This window comes from Mycobacterium sp. (genome assembly GCF_035274705.1).
Classification (GTDB): Bacteria; Actinomycetota; Actinomycetes; order Mycobacteriales; family Mycobacteriaceae; genus Mycobacterium.
Map to the genome: position 1 here is coordinate 25,691 of NZ_DATENY010000114.1, position 18,995 is coordinate 44,685.

Sequence of the window (18,995 nt, forward strand, 5' to 3'; positions counted from 1 at the left end):
CTAATCCTTTCCCGTCGCCGCCAGCAGCCGTGCGACTCCCTGCTCGATGCCTCGAGCCAGCTCGTCGACGTCGGGTGTGGCGTCATAGTCAGCGGTGATGCCGAAAACGAGGTCATCGGCGTAGCTGATAATCGCTATGCCAGTTCGTAACTGAAGGGCGATGGGTGGGATCGGCAGCATGCGGACCACCTCACGACCCATGATGCTGAGCCGATGCCGTGGACCCGGCACATTGGTTGCCAGCGTCACGACGCCCCGCTGTGGCAGGCGGGTCAATGCACGCACGGCCCAGGCCGTCAGCGGGAATGGAATGACATTCGTCGCAGCCACGAAGATGCCTCCCGCTTGACGCTGCCCGCTGCCCTTCGCCCTCGCCAGTCGCTGATGTACCGCCTGCAGCTGCTCTTGTGGGTCTTCCTTGTCGACGGGCAGATACGGAAGCATCACCGACACCCGATTATCGGCGACCCGTGCCGCGTCGTTGGAGCGGATCGACACGGGGACCAAGGTCCGGAGCGAAGTGTTGCGCGGTTGTTCGCCTCTGCGAACCAACGCAGCTCGAAAACTGTCGGTAATCGCTGCCAGGGCAACATCATTGACGGTGACCCCGGAGTTCTCACAAATCTGTGCCACGTCGGCGAGGCTCACCGTCGCTGCACTGTAGCGCCGCATGCTCGTGATCGGCCCGGACAGCGATGACGGTGCCGCTGGACGTAACAACCCACCGGTGATTTCGATGGCGCCCTCGACCGCGAGCGCCGCTGCGTTCGTCGCGCTGGTGGCCAGCTGCCACATCCCGCTCGCCCAATTCAGCGGGTTGAGGCTGATCGACGGAAGACGGAATGGCTTGCCGGACGGTTCGTTCGCGGCACGTATCTCGGTGGCGAACGTGTCACCTTCACCGTTGTCACTTAACCCGGAGAACATGTGCATTGTCGCAATCCCGTCGGCAATGCAGTGATGGATCTTCGTCAGCATCGCCCACCGACCGTCGGCCAGCCCTTCGATGATCCAGCATTCCCACAGGGGGCGCTCGCGATCCAGGCGCCGTTCCATGACGTCGGCGGCGAACCGGAACAACGCCTCATCGTCGCCCGGATTTGGTAGCGCAGCGTGGTGGATGTGATGGGACACATCGACGTTCGGATCCTCGACCCATTCCGGCGGGCCGAGGTCCAGAACGTGTGTGCGGAGCACCTGCCGGAACCGCGGGACCATCAGGATCCGCTCGGCGATCCCCTCCCTGAGCGAGTCGTAGTCGGGCATCGGTCCTTCAATGACCGAGATTCCGCCGACCGCAAGGCTGACGTGCCGGTCGGAGTCCTCCGCTTCGAGAAATCCCGCGTCCAACGTCGAAAGGTGCTCCATAACCCGACTTTGCGCCGCCCGTGATTTCGCCGGGAGAGGCAGAGGTCCCCTGGACGGGGGGACCAGTTGCCCTATATCTGTGGCGATGGCCGGGGCGACGATCGAATCATGACGATGCGCGCGCTGATTGCGTTCGGCTCCAAGCGAGGCGGCACCGCCGGCCTGGCTGACATGATCGGTGACGCGCGGCGGTTCGTCAAGCGAAACACCTCGGCAGGCTGCCGGCCCGTAGCCTAGATCGCCAGGCAACAAATCTGCTGGGCCTCGGCAACCGACTCTGCTAGTGGCCGGCCAGTGTCGATGTGATGGCCGTCGAACGAAGCGGCGTCGGCCAGTGCGGCGGCGATCTCAGGTGTGGCGTCCGATGCAGACGGTCCCCTGCCCCGAATCCGGGCGGAAGCCTCTTGCTGCGCGACTGAGCAGCTGAATTCCACTAGAGGCGCGTCGGTTTGGTCGGCCAGATGGCGCGCGCGCTTGCGCTGACGCGAATCGCGCCATGTACCGTCCAAGATCACCGACGAACCGTCGCTCAACATCACCTGTGCACGCCGCAGGACCTCGTCATAGACCTGGGAGATGTTCTCCGGTGTGTACAGGCCGGCGTTCAGTTCACCGGCCTCACCGGCGATAGCACCTGCGTGCTGCAGCTCCTTGCGCACATCGTCGGTCGAAATGACCTGTGCCCCAACTTGTTCTGCCAGCGAACGCGCCAGCGTGGTCTTTCCGCTGCCGGGTCCGCCGCCAATGATGATCAGTCGCACCGCGCCTGCCCTCAGATGATCGAGCGCAATGTCGATGTGCTTGCGCGCATCTGCGGCCGCGTCCGCATGCCCTTGTGCCACGCGTATGCAATCGACCTTCGCCCGCACCACGGCTCGGTAGGCAATATAGAAGTCCTTCAAGCTCTTTGGCGCGGCGTCGTCGGCCCGTCGGCAGTACTCGTCGAGGAAGTGGTCGGCAAGATCTTTGCGGCCAAGGAATTCCAGATCCATGGCCAGGAAGGCGGCGTCATCGATGCCGTCGACGTAACGCAGGTGATCGTCGAACTCCAGGCAGTCGAGCAGCGCCGGCCCGTGCGGGACGCAGAAGATGTCGTCGGCCAGTAGATCGCCATGTCCGTCGACGATCCGGCGGTCGGCGATGCGTTGGGCGAACAGCGCAGCACGGCCCCGACCGAATTGCGAAGTCAGTCGTGCGATCTCACGAAGCGGCTCACGCGGCGCCACGGATTTGTAACGGGCCAACTCTTCGAGGTTCTCCTGCCAGCGTGCCGCGACGGCGCCGACGCTGGCGTGCGTGTCGATGACATGGCTGCGTTTCGCATCGGCATGGAAGCGCGCCAGGCGTTCGGCGATCACGCAGAGGTGATGTCGTACCGGCTCGCGGGCCCTGACCATCGACGCCAACCGAGTGGCGTCCGGATAGCGACGCATCACGATCACGGGTTCGGAGGCACCGCTGCCCGGATCGCTGAAATGAGCCACGCCCAGATAGCTGTCTGGCGCCAATCTGCGATTCAGAGCGACTTCGTGGTTGCAGGCCCGCTCACGACGATCGGCCGTGCTGAAGTCCAGGAAGTCCGTGACGATCGGTTTCTTGGCCTTGTACGCCTTGTCCCCGATCAAGACGACCACACCGGTGTGTGTCTCATGCACCTGCGCATCAAGATTCCCCATCGCGGCCGAAGACCGTTGGACGGTGGCCGCCGTCGCGCCCGTCGTGTTCACGCCTACAAGGCTTCACCGGGCAAACCCGCCCAGCCAGGGCCCTAAGGCCCCTGCTTGGGGACCATTGGCCCTGGCCTGGCCACCGGCGGCGGCCGAAGGTGGTGACTATGAGCAAGCAGACGTCCCACGCGTCGGAAACCATGCTGGATACCGACACCATCAGAGACGCCGTTCGCCTGGCCTGCCGAGCACCGTCGATGCACAACAGCCAGCCATGGCGCTGGGTGGTAGAGGGAAAGACCGTTCAGCTGTTCGTCAACCCCAACCGTGTGATCCGCTCGGCTGACAACTCGGGACGCGAAGCGCTCATCGCCTGTGGCGCAGTGCTTGACCACTTCCGCGTCGCGATGGCGGCCGCCGGATGGACCGCCCACGTCGACCGGTTCCCCAACCCCAACAACCTCCTCCACGCCGCCTCCATCGAGTTCACCCCACTGGAATACGTCACCGAGGCGCACCGCCGCCGCGCCAACGCGATATTGCTGCGGCGCACCGATCGCCTTCCGTTCGCCCCACCGCCGGATTGGGATTTGTTCGCCTCGGAATTGCACGCCACGATCGACGAAGAGTCTGTTCGCCTGGACGTCGTCGCCGACGACCTGCGACCAGAGCTGGCCGAAGCTTCCCAACTCACCGAGTCGCTACGCCTGTACGATTCGTCCTATCACGCTGAACTTCAATGGTGGACAGCTGATTTCGAGCTGGGCGAGGGTATTCCCCATTCGTCCCTGGTGTCAGCCGCCGAAAGCGATCGTGTTGACATCGGGCGCAATTTCCCGGTCACGCATCATGGCGAGCGGCGCCTGTCGGTCGCTGAGGACCGGTCGAAAGTCCTTGTGTTGTCGACCTATGACGACTCTCCCGACGCCATCCTGCGGTGCGGCGAAACTCTGTCGGCCGTGCTGCTCGACGCCACGATGGCCGGGCTGGCCACCTGCACCCTGACCCACATCACGGAAGTCGAGTCAAGTCGGGCAATTGTCGCCGGCTTGATCGGGCAGAGCACCACACCACAGGCGCTGATTCGCATCGGCCTGGCCCCGGCTTTGGATGACGTACCTCCGCCGACGCCGCGGCGGCCCATCCATGAAGTCTTCGAGGTCCGCTCAACAGGACCAATGACTGCGCAGTAGGGCCTTTCGCCTCTCCGCAGCAGGCAGCAGCCTCGATAGCGTCGAGATATGCAAGCCCACTCGTCATCACCTCCGTCCGTCGTAGTCGGCATCGACGGTTCGCGATCCGGGCTCGAGGCCGCTCTATGGGCCGTCGACGAGGCAGTCAGTCGCGATATGCCGCTGCGCCTCGTATACGCGATCGACCCCGCCCATTCCGGCACAGACCCGCAGGACATGGCCCGTGACCTGGCCGCCGGTGAAGTCGCCGTCCGGTATGCGTACACGGCGGTCGAGGCGACGAACAAGCCCGTCAAGATCGAAGTCGAGATCGTGCAGGACCGGCCGACACGCGCGCTGATCGAGGCCTCACGGTGGGCAACACTGCTGTGCGTGGGCTCGATGGGCCTCAAGCACAGCGCTCAGGGCCGCATCGGGTCGACGGCCGCGGCGCTGGCATCGTCCGCGCACTGCCCGGTGGCCGTCGTCCGCAAACACGATCCGCACCGCGACCAACACAAGTGGGTGGTCGCCGAGGTCGACGAGTGCAAGTCCAGTGACGGTGTATTGCGTCGCGCGATGGAGGAGGCGCAGCTGCGCGACGCCCCTCTACGGGTGTTGACTACCTGGCAATCTCGCTTCACCGACATTCACGACGGCCATGCGGTGGCCGACGGCAACCGGATGGCGAGGGCGCAGCTCGACCGCCGCCTGGCGCAGTGGAAGAAGCGCTATCCGGATCTCGACGTCCGCGCAGTGGCCGTCCATAGCAGCACGTTGAATTTCCTTACCAAGAATGCGAGCTCGATCCAGCTGCTGGTAGTGGGACACGAGCGGCGGCAGGGAATCACGTCGCTACTGGGCCCGCCGGGCTACGCGGCGCTGCACAACTCCGATTGTTCGGTGTTGGTCTGCGAACCGCAGAACGTATTGTGAGCGCTGAATCGACCGATCCCGCGACATCTATGGAGGGCCTTCGAGTGGTGAAAGTCTTTCTCGTCGACGACCACGAGGTCGTGCGGCGGGGACTGATCGACCTCCTCAGCGCAGACCCCGAACTCGAAGTCGTCGGCGAGGCGGGATCGGTGGCGCAGGCGCTGGCGCGAATACCCGCGCTTCAGCCCGACGTCGCGGTCCTCGACGTCAGATTGCCCGACGGCAACGGCATCGAACTGTGCAGAGACCTGCTGTCTCGGCTGCCTGATTTGCGCTGCCTCATGCTGACATCGTTCACCTCCGACGAGGCGATGCTGGACGCGATACTGGCCGGCGCCAGCGGCTATGTCGTCAAGGACATCAAAGGTATGGAGCTCGCCCAAGCGATCAAGGAGGTCGGCGCGGGCCGGTCCTTGCTCGACAACAGGGCCGCGGCGGCGCTGATGGCCAAGCTGCGCGGGGCCGCTGAACAGTCCGATCCGCTGTCCGGGCTCAGCGACCAAGAACGCGTGCTGCTGGATCTACTCGGCGAGGGCCTGACGAACAAGCAGATCGCGGCCAGGATGTTCCTCGCCGAGAAGACCGTCAAGAACTACGTGTCACGGTTGCTGGCCAAGCTGGGCATGGAACGGCGCACACAGGCGGCGGTGTTCATCTCCAAGCTGGACCAATCCCACCACCGCCCTGAGGAATAACGAGTCACGAAGGACGAGCGACGATTACCGGTGTGCGGGCCGATTGTGCGACCGACGAGCTGACCGAACCGAGCAGCATCCCCGCGAATCCGCCACGCCCGTGGCTGCCGACGACCGTCAGTTGCGCGGAATCCGACTGCTTCAGCAGTTGATGCGCCGGCCTGTCCAGCACGACGACACGGCGAACCGTCACATCGGGATACCGTTCTTGCCAGCCCGCCAACCGCGCGGCCAGAGCCTCTTCTGCCTGCGCCTCGAGGGTCGACCACTCGAGGCCGGGCAGTTCGTAGGCGGAGTTGTCGCTCCATGCGTGGACCGCGACGAGCTCCACGCCGCGGCGCGAGGCTTCGTCGAACGCGATCGCCGTCGCCACCTCCGAAGCGGGTGAGCCGTCAATGCCGACCACGACGGGAGCCATTGCCGCGGTAGGCATCAGCGGCTCATCGTCGTGGATGACGGCCACCGGGCAGTGCGCGTGATGGACAAGCGCCGCACTCACCGATCCGAGCAAGCGTCGGGCGATCGCGCCCAGTCCGAGGCACCCAACAACGACCAGCTCGGCCTCCTTGGAAAGGTCGATGAGCGTTGCGGTCGGACTGCCGCTGATAGTCTCGCTGCTCACCTTGATGTTGGATCCCGTCGCCGGCTCGGCGACCTGCCGGGCCAGCGCGAGGATCTCCTCGCCGTTCAGTTCGTACCAGTGCTGCAGCTCAGGTGGATTGGGTACGTCTGGCCACGTTCGCGGCAACGACGAAGGAATGACGTGTACGAGGCTCAACGGCAGACCTCGCATCGACGCTTCCTTCGCGGCCCATTCGACAGCGACCTTTGATGCCGGCGAACCGTCGACGCCGACGAGAACACCGAGACGTGTGTGAGAGGTGGACATCTGCTGACTCCTTGTGCTCATTGGCGATTCGCTTGGCCGTCGTTGTGGCGGGAAGCGTGGATGGCACGGTCCCATTGGCAGGAACGCAAATGATCGAGCCGACGGCGGACCAGATACACCAAGCCCGCTGCAGCCGCGACCACCCCGAACCACATGGAGAGGGCGACCCCGATCGCGTCGCTGTCTGCACGACTCGGCGGCGGCGGTTCTGGGACGCTCGCGCCCGCGCTGTCCACCCAAATGGCCTGCTGGTCGCCTCGTTTCACGTCACTGGGCCATTTGACGATCCCGACGTGATCGCGCCCGTCCGCATTCCACGACGCCCGGGCGGTAATCCAAATAGTGTTCGGCTCGAACTCGATTACGGCATCCTCGATGGCGGTCGCGGTCACTTGATGTCTGGTCTGCGCCTCCTCGGCGTAGAGCCGAGTGCGGGCGTCGTGCACGGACATGCCGATCGTCGCCACGACTGGCATCGCGGCGATGGTAAACACGACCGCCAAGCTCAGCACCAGGACTTCAATGCGATCGCTGGGGCGCACCAATGGATTGCGACCCAGCACCCGAACCCACCAGAGGCGTCCCAAGCCAATAGTGAAGGTTTGCACGACGTCTCCTCGAGTCATGGCGCTGTCGCGTTACTTCGATCCTGGCCGTCCCAGCCGTCGGGCTTGCAGGGCCGAAGGACCCTGCTTCGGCGGTCAGATGTCACTGCCGCTGCGCCACCCGCTGGCATACCGTCGGTGAACATGAGTGGACGACGTACGGTGCAAGCTTCTACCACTGAACTCGTTGACGGGTCGGTGATTTCGCTTCGGCAGCTAACACCGCGCGACGCGCACAAGGTCTTGCAGCTCTACGCATCGCTCACAGACGAGGAACGCTATTTTCGATTCTTCACGATGCGTCCGGCCCACTTTCAGGAGTGGGCGCGATCAATCACCTCTGGGGGAACCGGCCAGTATTCGCTGGGCGCGTTCGGTTCGGGCAAGCTGCTGGGCATCGCCAATTACGTTGTGTGCCCGGAATCTGAATGTGCCGAGGTGGCGGTGGTGGTCGCACACGCAGAACATCTTCGCGGAGTAGGCACTGCGTTGCTGCATCGACTCGGAGTGATCGCCAGGGACCGCGGACTGCACCAATTTGTTGCCGAGGTTCTGGCGGAGAATCACCTCATGCTTCAGGTGCTTGTCGACTCCGGCTGGCCCTGCAAGCGGCATCTCGACGGTGCGATCCTGCATGTCGAGATCAACCTGGACGGCGCTAGCTGAGTGGTGAACCATCCAGGCGCGCAACAACTTCTGCCAGTTCGCGACGTGGTGTTGAGGGCAGCGGATCAGCGTTCACCGGTGCCCAGCCAATCCGTAGCAGCATCTGCGGGTAGGCGTCAGCGCCGAAGACGTCGGCCTGTACCGCGGCGCGGGTTTCAGGAATCTCCAACGGCTCGGTGATGGGGCAACTGGCCAAGCCCAGCGCGGTGGCCGTAAGCAGGACAAGGCTTGTGGCCTCACCGGCGCGCAGCTGCGCCATCAGATCGTCGTCGGCGGTGCCCAGGGCCACCACTGCGGCGTTGTCCTCTGCGGGGCCGGTATTCACCGGTTGAGTGAGCACCGGGCCCGCGAATGCCCGCGCAGGTATCGGCGCGTCGGCTTCGCTTGCCGGGGTGTTGCGCGCCGGAACACCGGCCGTCGACGCGTACCGTCCACTCCACGTGGCCAATTCGGCCAGGTAGTCGTAGTCCTCGGCGTGCCGGTAAGCGGCCTGGGTGACAAGCTCCTTGAGATTGTCCAACGCATCGACACGGCGCAGCATGACGCCGGCGCGCGCGGCCCGGGCACCCATCAACGCGATATCGCCTTGAGGCACCGGCCATGCGCTGTAGTGCCGCCGGTCGGTGCGGCGTCGCGGGATCGCGGCGGCCAAGGTGACGTCGACGTCGGTTGCCGGGTACCGATAGAGCTCGATGGAGGCAATGTGGTCGGGCTCAGCGGGATTGGGGAACCGGTGGACCTTGGACTGCCAGCCCAATGCCGCGAACGCCACCACGCAGTGATGCAGCGCGGCACCGCAGCTGAGCATCAGGTCGCGACCGTCGGGGTCGATGTGGGTCAGGTGCAGGTCGGGATCGGAGTACAAATGCAGGCTGTGCTCCCCCACCCTCCACTGCCATGGCTGAGAGTTGTGCACTGACGGAGCTCGTGCGGCCAGCGCCAGGGCTGACCGAACGGTCTCGACGTCGGGAAAATGTGCGCTCATCGGTGTCACCTCTAATGAAAGACTTGCGGTCCTCTCTACAGTGAGGGCAACGCCCTATCCCGGAGCAGGGCACAAAGACCCTCGTGTTGGTGACTTGGTTACTTCGCGTTTGGGCAGGCCACGTCGACGTAGACGGTTGTTTGCGCTGGGGTGCTCGCGGGCGAGCTGTTGGGATCGTTGACTGAGGTGACGCGGCATTCCCGCAGCGGCACATTGGAGTGGCCTTCGAGCCAGTTGATCGAGACGTTGAAGCCTTGGGCTTGCAGCTGGTCGATGGCCTCGCTGGCAGGCCCGGGTCCGGGCGTCGGCAGATCCGTTGAGGCAGCGGCGATGGGTGCGACGGCTATGGATGTGGCGGCACCGGCAATGGACAACCAGAGGACGGCGTTCCGCGATTCAGCGGTCATGTTCAGCTTCCTTCGTGTCAGGAACGGGCCGAATTTGTTGGCCCGCGTACTGAACTGACGTGTGAAGTGCGGCTGGGAGCATTACAGACCTCCGCTTTGGCAGCGATCTTCGGCATTGTCGGTCTGAGGTCTTGGCTGTGGCTCAACCCCGGCCCCACGCAGCGCTGACTCCACGAATTGCCGCTTCGCCACGGTGTACGCCTCACGATCATCTCGGTGCGTCTGCGCGAGACGGTGTTTGAGTAGTCCGTAGCGCTGACTCAGCTCGGGTTGGGATCGCAGCAGGTCACGGAACACGCGCAACTCTCGTATGTGAAGGTCGTCTTGCTCAATGAGATAGAGGTGGTGTGTTCGCGCTTCCGGTCGTGGACGCAGAAACCATAGGCGCCAGGAGCGATTCGGATCGGACGGCCAGAAGAGCCAACCCGCAGCTTGCAGAATCGGCACCGCAAGATGTGCCTTCGCCAGAGACGAGACGGGGGCGAGGATGTCGACGATTGGTTTGGATGCCAGTCCGGGTACTGCGGTCGATCCCACGTGCTCTATCGGAGCAGCCAGCCAGCTCCCCAACGTCAGGGACAACAGATCACGCTGCTGCGCGAACTTCTCCCGCCACTGGGCATCGTGGTCGACGATCTGAACCGCCATGTCGGCCATAACCCCAAACTAGCTATTTTGGAATCAAAGGGTGTGACCTGGATAAATGAACGGAAGAGATAGCTGACCTAGGCGCTATGTGAGACTGTTTTCACGAAAGTGACTGGAGGGTTGTATATGTCGGGCTGGACCAGGGGAAGCCTGTTCACCGCTCTGAAAGCAGCCGGAGTGGCTTCGATATCGGGCTGGGTGCTGGTGCTGGGTACGGGTCCCGCGCTGGCGGATCCGGCTCCCGGCGATCCAGGGGTTGTCGCGGGCCCCGCTGCGGGGCAGGACCCGACACCGTTCACTGGCACGGCGCCGTTCGGGCCGCCGAGGTTCGTCCCTGCCAACGGCTCGACGGTGGGTGTGGCCCAGCCGATCATCATCAACTTCCCGGGGCTCGTCGATGACTCCGCTGCAGCCGAAAGCGCCGTCCACGTCTCCTCGGTCCCGCCGGTTCCGGGCAAGTTCTACTGGATGACGCCCACGCAGCTGCGCTGGCGCCCGCTGACCTTCTGGCCCGCGCACACCGCGGTGACCGTCGATGCGGGTGGCACAGTGTCCAGCTTCCAGACGGGAGACAGCCTGGTGGCCACGGCCGACGACGCCACGCACCAACTGACCGTCACTCGCAACGGGGCCGTGGAGAAGACCATTCCGATGTCGATGGGGATGGCAGCCGGCGGCCACCAAACCCCAAACGGCACCTACTACGTCCAAGAGAAGATGCCCTCGGTAGTGATGGATTCCTCGACCTACGGCGTCCCGGTCAACTCTACGTATGGATACAAGACGACGGTCGAACTAGCCGTCCGGTTCGACGACAGCGGCGACTTCGTACACAGCGCTCCATGGTCAGTGGATGACCAGGGCAAGCGCGACGTCAGCCATGGCTGTATCAACATCAGCCCCACCAACGCAAGGTGGTTCTTCGACAACTTCGGCGCCGGTGATCCCATCGTCGTGAAGAACTCCAGCGGCGGCACCTACTCCAGGCACGACGGCTCCAACGACTGGCAAATCTAGCTCCCGGCCCTTCGAGAAGACAGCGCCCCGACGCTGGGTGTGCACGATCTGCGGCTGCTGCAAAAGACGATGGGCCACGCGTCGACCACCGTGACCGCGCACATCTATGCAGATCTCTACGGCGACGAACTCGACGATGCGGCTTCGGCTTTGGACGCGCTGGACCACCTGCAGGTCGACGAGCGCTGAGAGGTTTGGCCGTATAGGCCCGCTCGGAGGGCTCCAGAGAATCAGCTCAAAGTCTAGAAATAGGCGCTTAACTGCGACTTTGTGTTGTGGTCCCGACTGGGATCGAACCAGTGACCTTCCGCGTGTGAGGCGGACGCTCTCCCCCTGAGCTACGAGACCGGGGAGCCCGACCGAACAGGTCGAACGACGTAGAAGGCTAGCACGCACGAGCCTCTGGACCCGAATTCGCTGTGCTGAATGAGGGCCCGTGACCAGTCGGAACTTTGCGTGATCGCTGGGCCGGCGAGGCGTTGCACGGCTAAGGTCGCGCGGTGGCTCACCATTTCGGACGTGTACTTGCCGCAGTTGCCGTGATGGCCCTGGCTGCGGGTTGTGGGAATGGTGCGACGGTCGCGCAGTCGTCGAGCCCCGCATCGGTAAGCAGCCAGACGAGGACAGGCAAGGCGCAACCGGACAAGGTGACCGCAACGCCGGCGACGGACCGTGTGGTGCAAGAGCTAACCGGTTTCGTCGCGCCGTCAGGCAATGTCAGCTGCATGATCGACGCGGACTGGGCGCGCTGCGACATCATCGATCGCGACTGGTCGCCACCGCCTAGGCCGGCGGATTGCGAGTTCGACTACGGGCAAGGGATCTCGCTGGCCCCGGGCGAGCAGGCACGATTTGTGTGCGCCGGCGACACGGCGTTCGGTGCAGACGAGGTGTTGCCGACGGCGAATCGATAACTGCCGGGGCTCTGCGCTGTGAAAGCGCCGAGTCGGGCATCACATGCCGGGATACGAAGACCGGCCACGGGTTCGAGATATCACGAGGGGCGTATCGGCTGTTCTGACCTCGCAGGGAGCGGCTGTCGTTGGGATTTGTGCGGCTGCACTTTGGTGGACTATCGTCGTCCTTCGCGACGGGCGACGAACTCGTTCGTGGCGCGCGGATGTAGCGCAGTTGGTAGCGCATCACCTTGCCAAGGTGAGGGTCGCGGGTTCGAATCCCGTCATCCGCTCGAAGGTGCAGTGGCATCAACCCAAGTGGTGGAGTGGCCGAGTGGTGAGGCAACGGCCTGCAAAGCCGTGCACACGGGTTCGATTCCCGTCTCCACCTCCAGTTGGACCCCGGCGCGATTAGCTCAGCGGGAGAGCGCTTCCCTGACACGGAAGAGGTCACTGGTTCAATCCCAGTATCGCGCACCAGCATTACCGCAGTTCAGAGTATCTGCTTAGTGCAACTAGACAAGCGGTGCGCAATAAACGCGCAACTAGGGCAAGTCTAAGTCGATCCCTACGCGAGTGTTTGGCTCGCCCCGCTGTGCCGACCGCCTTCCTCAGGCCCGCCAAGTTGCGCGACGCCGCATCCCCAGGCGAGGCATTTTTTGTCGACCTGCCAGACGCGTATTCGTTCGACGGACCCGTAGCGCAGCTAGCGTTGCAGCGTGCATGACGCGCTCGAAGAGGTCCTGCTGCTGCAGACCGAATATGCAGCGGAGAACACGGAGTCGGTGAGACGGTGCGGCCAAATCGTGCGCACCGAACTACGCGACGAACTCGAAGAAATGGTCCCAGCACTGTCGGTCGTATCCGGACTTCACGACCTCCGAGTACAGGGCAAGGACGGAACGGGCCTCAAGACCGAGATTCCGTGGACCCGGATCTACTCCGAATCGCGCTCCCAGACCGACTAGCGGCGGGTATGCCGTTTTCCTGTTCAGCGCCGCCGGAGACCGCGTGTACCTAAGCCTGAATCAGGGAACCACCCGCTGGGACGGTGCCGAGTTCCGGGCACAACCCGCACCAGAACTCACGGCGCGCACAGACTGGGCGCAAGCGCTACTAACTACTAATCAACCGTTCCCAGACGGTTGGACGACCACGATGCAGCTCGACAATCGGATCAGCAAGCTTGGCAGCGGTTACGAGTTAGGCAACGTAGTCGCTGCGGAGTATCCCCTCGACACGATTCCGCCAGACGACAAAATCACGCAAGATCTGCACCAGGTACTGGTCTGGCTCGGCGAGGTCTACAAGGCCGCCGACGAGGGTCTGTACATACCCGGCGATTCCCCAGAGATCGCAGATGTGGAGCGCACACTCGAAAACATCGCGCACCCGCGCACGCCGGCTAAGCGGAGCAGCCCTCGGCTCAATGCCACGGAACGACGGGTCATGGAAGAGCACGCGGTGCAGGTCGCAACTACACATTTTGTGTCCGAACCCCTGGGCTACAAGGTCGAAGACGTTGGTCTCCGCGAGTCATACGACCTCCACGCCACCAAGGCCGGCTCTATCGTGAAAGTCGAGGTCAAGGGCACGACATCGAACGGTTCGGAAATCGTCCTCACGCGGAATGAAATCGAACTCCACAGGAACGATCACCCGGCCAATGCGCTAGCAATCGTTCGCAACATCAAACTGCACCGGCACGCGGATGCCCCGCCCACAGCCGGCGGTGGTGAACTGATTCTTGAGATGCCCTGGACAGTGGACGATAAACGCCTGGCCGCCATCGCCTATCGCTACTAGACGGGATACTAGCTTCGACGGCTCGCGCGGATCCTCATCGTGGAACGCTTTCCCGCACATGTGAATTGCTCGCACACTCCGCTGAGTGATCCTCCGGAAGTCGAGGCCCCCGGCCTTGCTGGGTTGGAAGCGCACACATCTGTGAAGCCGCGCTTGCCTCACACTGTCGTCGCCAACTAGCGGGGATCAGCCGTTTGCCAGCTAGCGGTGGGCACAGCGCCGTCGAAGTTTCGTGTCACTCCCTTAATTGTCGGAGCGCGGCTGTACGCTGCGCGCAGTACGGGGAAGAAACCCCGAGCAATCTATAGGGGGTAGTCCTGTCCGCCCGCAGCCTGCATCCATTTCCAGCCCGTATGGCTCCGGAGATTGCGACGGATTCGATTCCCGCCGACTCAAAGCGGCGGCTGAGGGTGCTCGACCCGATGTGCGGTAGCGGCACCGTCCTAGCCATCGCTGCTGAGCGAGGCCACAAGGCCTACGGCCGAGACCTTGATCCACTCGCCGTCCTCATGGCGACGGTAGCGACCGCCAACGTCAAGGTTAATGACCTAGCAAGCCTGGGCGAAGCGCTAGCTCACCGCGCATCTCGATCTACCGCGAAACGACTGCCGTGGACGGACCAGGAAACCATTGACTTCGCCGATTACTGGTTCGATGAACCTCAGCAGCTCCAACTACTGAGAATTGGCGCACAAATCGCAGTGGTTTCCGATACTCGCGTTCGCCAGGCACTACAAGTCGCATTAAGTCGAACGATCATAACTAAGTCGCCTCGCGCATCCCTCGCTGCGGACACCTCCCATAGTCGGCCCCACCGCGTCATCGAACGGAACGATTACAATGTCTATGAAGGCTTTGTAAAGTCTGTAGTTGATGTCGCGAAGCTCCTCGGGAACAGGTCGATCCCGAGCGAGGCTGTCGTTCGACAGGGCGACGCGCGCAAGCTCACGGGCATTCCGAACTCAGAGATTGATTTAGTCATCACATCCCCGCCCTATCTGAACGCGATCGACTACATGCGTGGGCACAGGCTATCCCTTATCTGGCTGGGCTATACAGTTGCCGAACTCCGGAAGATTCGGTCTGAATCCATCGGTAGCGAACGCGGACTGTCAAAGGATCTGGCCGGCGAGGTGGGGCACCTCCTGGAGTTATCAACGGACGCAGGCCTGGACCGCTCCGATTTACCTATGGGCGTCATTGCACGATATTGCCACGACCTGACCGCGTTCTCTTCTGAAGTCTCGAAGAAGTTGAAGATCGGCGGAAAGGCAGTGCTGGTAATCGGTAATTCAACACTCAAAGGAAAATACATTCGAAACGATCTTATGGTGCAACACGCATTCGAGTCCTCCGGACTCGAATGCGTCGGTAGGCAAGAACGCGAACTTCCCGAGAATAAGCGATATCTGCCAATCGCCGCCAAGGGCAAATCACCCCTGTCGAAGCGCATGAGGACAGAAGTAATACTCACCTTGAGTAAGGCACAGTAGAACGCTGACACCACGCGGGAGCATACTTATGCAGGATACAGACCCTACTGGATTCGACATCAACAATTATGTTGGTTTATCAGCCAAGGGCGTCGAGAGACTGGCAGCACAGTATGATCGTATTCGCGGTGCCGGGAAGTCGGTGGCGCAGATTGAAAAAGCTGTCGAAGGTGCCATAAGAAATCTCACGCAGAATAATGTTACATCTTTTATTATTTATGGCGAACCGCAAAGCGGCAAGACCGAAATGATGATCTGCCTGACGGCAGCACTGCTCGACGAAGGTTTCAAAATCATAATCGTACTTGTGAACGATGCCGTTCAAGTACTTGATCAGAACCTCAACCGCTTTCGACGTTCAGACCTGGCACCTGCTCCGAAGAACTTCTCGGAGATCCTTGATGATTCGATCAAGCTCGGTGAGAGTAACTGGGTCATATTCTGCAAAAAGAACGCGCGCGATCTTGATAAATTGATCCAGAAGCTCGATAAGCACAAAGACGATCTTGTCATTATTGATGATGAGGCCGACTTCGCAAGTCCTAATGCAAAAGTCAATCGTGCCGAAAAAACTCGAATCAACGAGCTGGTAGAGACACTCATTGGTGACAGTGGAGCGTACATTGGAGTAACCGCTACACCCGCTAGGCTCGATTTAAACGAAACATTCGACAATGACAGTGGGCGATGGATCGATTTCCCACCCCACGACTTTTACACCGGCCAAGACGTATTCTTCCCTAGCAGCGAGGCTCGGCTTCACGGCTTGAAATACCTTTTAGAGCTCATGCCCGATAACCGGGATGACAAAAAGTATTTACGCCTAGCACTGCTTAGCTTTTTGGCTCGCGTTGCCTACCTGAATCACACAGGTAGCAACATGGGCAATTACTGCATGCTTGTTCACACAAGTGGAAATAAAAGCGACCATACGGGCGACGCGCGAACAATAACCGACGTCTTTGTGACCTTGGCTGACATTGGGAACAAGAACTTCGCGAAATATGTCAAAGAGCTTTTTGACGTCGCACACAAACACTTCCCTGATTTTGCCGATGCAGTGGTCAAGTACGTTTTGACGAATATAGATCGAAATAACGTCGTAGTGATGAACAGTAACTCCTCAAAACAGCAGGCCAGCTACATTAACGCGACAAATCCGAGCACACTTTTTACTGTCGCGATCGGCGGCAATCTAGTCTCACGCGGGATAACGTTCGACAACTTGCTGACGATGTTTTTCACGCGGGAAGCGCATCGAATGCAGCAAGACACCTATATCCAACGGGCCCGCATGTTTGGCAGTCGTGGTTCCTACTTGGAATGGTTCCAGCTGCACATTCCCACATCGCTGTACTGGGAGTGGCAACGTTGCTTCGTATTCCACAAGCTCTCGATCGCAGCTATAAGGAGCGGGGAAGGTGTCCCTCTGTGGTTGCAGGATAGTCGAATTACAGCCGTAGCAACCAGCAGCATAAAGACCGCATCGGTTCAGTGGAAATCCGGCGAGATGTTCTGGGACAAATTCGATCTGGCGGCTGGTACTCGCGACTGGTTGTTGAACGATCCGGGCGAGGGCATGGCTCGAGTTCGCAGACTTCGCGCTGAACTCGGCACCGGTCTGCTCCCCGACTACTTGGTCGATTTTATCGAGAACTTTCTTCCGTACGGCGACAAATCTGTAGTTGTTCACGGCGTCATGGATCTCACAAGTCGATACGTCAGCGCCGATATTGACTTGATCGTCCGCGAAAAGGGCTTTATCGGACGGAACCAGCTAAACCGAACTCGGTATCAGCGAGCACTTCATCATATCTACGTCATATCTAACCCGAGCGGCGAGGCTCGCGTGTACTACAAGTACTCGCCCGATCCGGGCGATGCGCGCGTTAGGAGCAAGAACCTGACTTTCGTAGGCCGCGTCTAGAAGAGTGATCTATTGATTGGAGAAAAGGAGCGCTTCCACGGCGTTGTCCTATCACGAATAGTCGCAGCGTCAGACGCGGGTATTCATATAAGGCCGTTGCGCGAGGCATCCCGTTCCTGTTATGTCGTCGGCACTTGCAACGCGGTAATGATCAAGTACTCAACGAATCGCCTTACACCTTGGCAGTTTGTGGTCACGTCGGACCAGAGCGCTGAACTGCATTACCTGAGTACGAAATACGAGGTCGCATTGCTCGCTCTCGTTTGCGGACCCGATGGTGTCGTAGCTCTTGACTGGCGCATGTTAAAAGATGCGCTCCCGCCGCACACAGACGGGCACCCTTCATTTTCGTTGCAAGTGAAGCGGCGTCGGAGAGAGCAGTACCGCATTTCCGGGCTGTGGCCGACAGAGATTGTGGCTCCGGACGCTTCATTTGAAGCGATCTGGGTGCAGTAGCGCAAAAGCAGCACCGTCGGCCGGCGTCTCAGAACTAAAGAATTGCGGTGTGCCCATAGAATTGCGGTGTGCCCATCGAGATGGATAGGGAGGCAGAAACGGCCAGTTCATAACTTCTCAAAAGTTGCCCTCAAAACTAGCGCCTCAATACTAGCGCTGCTGAGAGTATGAGACATGCTTGAGGCATGACCGCAGCAGCACTCGCTCCCAAAGGTGTCCAGCTTGGATACGCCCGAGTCAGCAGCGGCCATCAGTCACTCGACCAGCAGGTCGATGCGCTTACCGCCGCTGATGTCGACGTTTCTCGCGTCTACCGCGACAAGTTATCGGGAACTTCGACGCGGGAGCAGCGTCCCGGCCTAGCAGCCCTTCTGGACTACGCAAGGGCGGGTGAAGCATCGTCGTCGTTGGTATCGACCGTCTGGGCCGCACTGCCGCAGAAGTCATGGCCACCATTCGAGACCTCGGGGAGCGTGGAATCGTGCTGCGTTCCATTCGAGAGGGCATCGACACCTCGAACGCGACCGGCAGGATGGTGGCTGGCGTACTGGCGAACCTGGCAGAGCTTAAGTTGGAATTGGGCCGTGAGCGTCGTTCGGCGGCGCGTGAGGCACGACGGGCGCGGGGCCAATCGATCGGTCGCCCCAAAGCCCTTGATGCTACGAACATTGCACTCGCACAACGGGCGCACGCGAACGGAGAACCGGCAAGCACAATTGCACAGGCTCTAAAAGTGAGCAGGGCGACCGTCTACCGGGTCCTTGCCGACCAAGCTGACTAATCGTCGCTCGACGCGCAGACGGCGTGAAGGGCGCCGTCGTACGGCCGCGACGCTCTTCCCGGACCAATGGATGTTTGCCCAGTATCAAATCTTAGGCCAGAGGTGACCACCGATATGGTTGGATTTCCGCGTGAGCACGAGCGACCAGACACTCGGGATCGCGTTTCCTGCGGAGAAGCTGCGATCTGCCCAGGCGCAAACGGCGGTGACTGTCAACCCAGACGTGTGGTCAAGCTATCCAGCAATGGCTGATGTTTCCCTTCCCAAATCAATCCTGCGATCAGACCTCGCCGATCTCGCGGCAGAGACAGATTGGGATAGCGACCAGCAGGTCCAGAAGCTATTCGTGATGACGATGGCGTGGGGATCGGGAACGACAAACGGTCGTGGTCCGCGATACACCGAAGCGGCACTCAGCAGCCAGCAAAAGCCGGCGCTCCCGGCACTTCGTGATGCGCGAGATCTGCTCCGAAAAGGCAAGATTGCAGAAGCGTATGAGTGTGCGCAGCGCATGGATTGCGTCGGCCCGCCGTTTCTCACGAAATGGCTGTGGGTTGTCGGGACGACGGTAGAGACCCGGC

19 protein-coding genes, 4 tRNA genes and 2 pseudogenes are annotated in these 18,995 nt (G+C 61.4%); 17 read left to right on the forward strand and 8 right to left on the reverse strand.

Annotated elements, in window-relative coordinates; translation table 11 throughout:
* Window positions 1–1,368, reverse strand: a complete 1,368-nt coding sequence (locus VJV41_RS24010) for a wax ester/triacylglycerol synthase family O-acyltransferase (RefSeq protein WP_325337944.1) — start codon at window positions 1,366–1,368, stop codon at window positions 1–3.
* 108 nt (window positions 1,369–1,476) lie between these two features.
* Here VJV41_RS24010 and VJV41_RS24015 point away from each other — a divergent pair, with 108 nt between their 5' ends.
* Window positions 1,477–1,605 (forward strand): hypothetical protein, encoded by a 129-nt coding sequence (locus VJV41_RS24015; protein WP_325337946.1) that lies wholly within the window; start codon window positions 1,477–1,479, stop codon window positions 1,603–1,605.
* On the opposite strand, the gene VJV41_RS24020 is transcribed toward VJV41_RS24015, so the two are convergent.
* Window positions 1,602–3,044, reverse strand: a complete 1,443-nt coding sequence (locus VJV41_RS24020) for an AAA family ATPase (RefSeq protein WP_325337981.1) — start codon at window positions 3,042–3,044, stop codon at window positions 1,602–1,604. The two genes, VJV41_RS24015 and VJV41_RS24020, sit on opposite strands and share 4 nt — an antisense overlap.
* A 158-nt stretch (window positions 3,045–3,202) precedes the next feature.
* On the opposite strand from VJV41_RS24020, the gene VJV41_RS24025 reads away from it, so the two are divergent.
* From VJV41_RS24025 to dosR, 3 genes are read left to right on the forward strand one after another with little or no spacing between them, the layout of a single operon-like run.
* A complete protein-coding gene (locus tag VJV41_RS24025) occupies window positions 3,203–4,228 on the forward strand; it encodes an Acg family FMN-binding oxidoreductase (protein WP_325337948.1) in 1,026 nt (341 codons plus the stop codon).
* 48 nt (window positions 4,229–4,276) lie between these two features.
* Window positions 4,277–5,143, forward strand: coding sequence for a universal stress protein (locus VJV41_RS24030; protein WP_325337950.1), 867 nt, complete (start codon window positions 4,277–4,279; stop codon window positions 5,141–5,143).
* A gap of 44 nt (window positions 5,144–5,187) precedes the next feature.
* Complete coding sequence (gene dosR, locus VJV41_RS24035; RefSeq protein ID WP_325337983.1) at window positions 5,188–5,838, forward strand: hypoxia response regulator transcription factor DosR/DevR; 651 nt, start codon at window positions 5,188–5,190, stop codon at window positions 5,836–5,838.
* Window positions 5,839–5,842: 4 nt separating this feature from the next.
* On the opposite strand, the gene VJV41_RS24040 is transcribed toward dosR, so the two are convergent.
* Both VJV41_RS24040 and VJV41_RS24045 read right to left on the reverse strand, forming a co-directional pair.
* Window positions 5,843–6,727: a universal stress protein gene (locus tag VJV41_RS24040; RefSeq protein WP_325337952.1), complete on the reverse strand. Its 885-nt coding sequence runs from the start codon at window positions 6,725–6,727 to the stop codon at window positions 5,843–5,845.
* 17 nt (window positions 6,728–6,744) lie between these two features.
* Window positions 6,745–7,335, reverse strand: coding sequence for a hypothetical protein (locus VJV41_RS24045; RefSeq protein WP_325337953.1), 591 nt, complete (start codon window positions 7,333–7,335; stop codon window positions 6,745–6,747).
* Window positions 7,336–7,476: 141 nt separating this feature from the next.
* Here VJV41_RS24045 and VJV41_RS24050 point away from each other — a divergent pair, with 141 nt between their 5' ends.
* The gene (locus tag VJV41_RS24050) at window positions 7,477–7,998 is read left to right on the forward strand and encodes a GNAT family N-acetyltransferase (protein WP_325337955.1); all 522 of its coding nucleotides are present in this window, start codon (window positions 7,477–7,479) and stop codon (window positions 7,996–7,998) included.
* Here VJV41_RS24050 and VJV41_RS24055 read toward each other — a convergent pair.
* From VJV41_RS24055 to VJV41_RS24065, 3 genes are all read right to left on the reverse strand, one after another.
* Window positions 7,991–8,983, reverse strand: coding sequence for an Acg family FMN-binding oxidoreductase (locus tag VJV41_RS24055; RefSeq protein ID WP_325337957.1), 993 nt, complete (start codon window positions 8,981–8,983; stop codon window positions 7,991–7,993). The two genes, VJV41_RS24050 and VJV41_RS24055, sit on opposite strands and share 8 nt — an antisense overlap.
* Window positions 8,984–9,081: 98 nt before the next feature.
* Entirely contained in the window at window positions 9,082–9,390 is a 309-nt protein-coding gene (locus VJV41_RS24060; protein WP_325337959.1) for a hypothetical protein, read from the reverse strand.
* Window positions 9,391–9,471: 81 nt separating this feature from the next.
* A complete protein-coding gene (locus VJV41_RS24065) occupies window positions 9,472–10,047 on the reverse strand; it encodes a GrpB family protein (protein WP_325337961.1) in 576 nt (191 codons plus the stop codon).
* A 117-nt stretch (window positions 10,048–10,164) separates the two neighbouring features.
* Between VJV41_RS24065 and VJV41_RS24070 the strand changes: the two genes are divergently transcribed.
* Window positions 10,165–11,055: a L,D-transpeptidase gene (locus VJV41_RS24070; protein ID WP_325337963.1), complete on the forward strand. Its 891-nt coding sequence runs from the start codon at window positions 10,165–10,167 to the stop codon at window positions 11,053–11,055.
* A 39-nt stretch (window positions 11,056–11,094) separates the two neighbouring features.
* Entirely contained in the window at window positions 11,095–11,244 is a 150-nt protein-coding gene (locus tag VJV41_RS24075) for a hypothetical protein (RefSeq protein ID WP_325337965.1), read from the forward strand.
* A gap of 87 nt (window positions 11,245–11,331) precedes the next feature.
* Here VJV41_RS24075 and VJV41_RS24080 read toward each other — a convergent pair.
* A tRNA-Val gene (locus VJV41_RS24080) sits at window positions 11,332–11,403 on the reverse strand.
* Window positions 11,404–11,555: 152 nt separating this feature from the next.
* Between VJV41_RS24080 and VJV41_RS24085 the strand changes: the two genes are divergently transcribed.
* The 10 genes and pseudogenes from VJV41_RS24085 to VJV41_RS24130 form a co-directional block, all read left to right on the forward strand.
* Window positions 11,556–11,969 (forward strand): hypothetical protein, encoded by a 414-nt coding sequence (locus VJV41_RS24085; protein WP_325337967.1) that lies wholly within the window; start codon window positions 11,556–11,558, stop codon window positions 11,967–11,969.
* A 202-nt stretch (window positions 11,970–12,171) separates the two neighbouring features.
* Window positions 12,172–12,244 (forward strand) — tRNA-Gly (locus VJV41_RS24090).
* A 27-nt stretch (window positions 12,245–12,271) separates the two neighbouring features.
* A tRNA-Cys gene (locus VJV41_RS24095) sits at window positions 12,272–12,345 on the forward strand.
* Window positions 12,346–12,356: 11 nt separating this feature from the next.
* A tRNA-Val gene (locus VJV41_RS24100) sits at window positions 12,357–12,431 on the forward strand.
* A 326-nt stretch (window positions 12,432–12,757) separates the two neighbouring features.
* Window positions 12,758–13,190: pseudogene (locus tag VJV41_RS24105) on the forward strand (MrcB family domain-containing protein); the annotation flags it as partial.
* A gap of 210 nt (window positions 13,191–13,400) precedes the next feature.
* Window positions 13,401–13,757: a protein NO VEIN domain-containing protein gene (locus VJV41_RS24110; RefSeq protein ID WP_325337985.1), complete on the forward strand. Its 357-nt coding sequence runs from the start codon at window positions 13,401–13,403 to the stop codon at window positions 13,755–13,757.
* Between the two features lie 353 nt (window positions 13,758–14,110).
* The gene (locus tag VJV41_RS24115; RefSeq protein ID WP_325337968.1) at window positions 14,111–15,250 is read left to right on the forward strand and encodes a hypothetical protein; all 1,140 of its coding nucleotides are present in this window, start codon (window positions 14,111–14,113) and stop codon (window positions 15,248–15,250) included.
* 28 nt (window positions 15,251–15,278) lie between these two features.
* Window positions 15,279–17,177 carry a Z1 domain-containing protein gene (locus VJV41_RS24120; protein ID WP_325337970.1) on the forward strand — a complete coding sequence of 633 codons (1,899 nt, stop codon included), beginning with the start codon at window positions 15,279–15,281 and terminating at the stop codon, window positions 17,175–17,177.
* 641 nt (window positions 17,178–17,818) lie between these two features.
* A pseudogene (locus VJV41_RS24125) lies at window positions 17,819–18,414 on the forward strand (recombinase family protein).
* Window positions 18,415–18,544: 130 nt separating this feature from the next.
* Window positions 18,545–18,995 (forward strand): hypothetical protein (locus VJV41_RS24130; RefSeq protein WP_325337973.1); only part of this gene is annotated, 451 nt, incomplete at its 3' end.

Coding starts and splice junctions, on each gene's coding strand:
- VJV41_RS24010 (WP_325337944.1), bottom strand. CDS start 1,368: ATGGAGCACCTTTCGACGTTGGACGCGGGATTTCTCGAAGCGGAGGAC.
- VJV41_RS24015 (WP_325337946.1), top strand. CDS start 1,477: ATGACGATGCGCGCGCTGATTGCGTTCGGCTCCAAGCGAGGCGGCACC.
- VJV41_RS24020 (WP_325337981.1), bottom strand. CDS start 3,044: ATGGGGAATCTTGATGCGCAGGTGCATGAGACACACACCGGTGTGGTC.
- VJV41_RS24025 (WP_325337948.1), top strand. CDS start 3,203: ATGAGCAAGCAGACGTCCCACGCGTCGGAAACCATGCTGGATACCGAC.
- VJV41_RS24030 (WP_325337950.1), top strand. CDS start 4,277: ATGCAAGCCCACTCGTCATCACCTCCGTCCGTCGTAGTCGGCATCGAC.
- VJV41_RS24040 (WP_325337952.1), bottom strand. CDS start 6,727: ATGTCCACCTCTCACACACGTCTCGGTGTTCTCGTCGGCGTCGACGGT.
- VJV41_RS24050 (WP_325337955.1), top strand. CDS start 7,477: ATGAGTGGACGACGTACGGTGCAAGCTTCTACCACTGAACTCGTTGAC.
- VJV41_RS24055 (WP_325337957.1), bottom strand. CDS start 8,983: ATGAGCGCACATTTTCCCGACGTCGAGACCGTTCGGTCAGCCCTGGCG.
- VJV41_RS24060 (WP_325337959.1), bottom strand. CDS start 9,390: ATGACCGCTGAATCGCGGAACGCCGTCCTCTGGTTGTCCATTGCCGGT.
- VJV41_RS24065 (WP_325337961.1), bottom strand. CDS start 10,047: ATGGCCGACATGGCGGTTCAGATCGTCGACCACGATGCCCAGTGGCGG.
- VJV41_RS24070 (WP_325337963.1), top strand. CDS start 10,165: ATGTCGGGCTGGACCAGGGGAAGCCTGTTCACCGCTCTGAAAGCAGCC.
- VJV41_RS24110 (WP_325337985.1), top strand. CDS start 13,401: ATGGAAGAGCACGCGGTGCAGGTCGCAACTACACATTTTGTGTCCGAA.
- VJV41_RS24115 (WP_325337968.1), top strand. CDS start 14,111: ATGGCTCCGGAGATTGCGACGGATTCGATTCCCGCCGACTCAAAGCGG.
- VJV41_RS24120 (WP_325337970.1), top strand. CDS start 15,279: ATGCAGGATACAGACCCTACTGGATTCGACATCAACAATTATGTTGGT.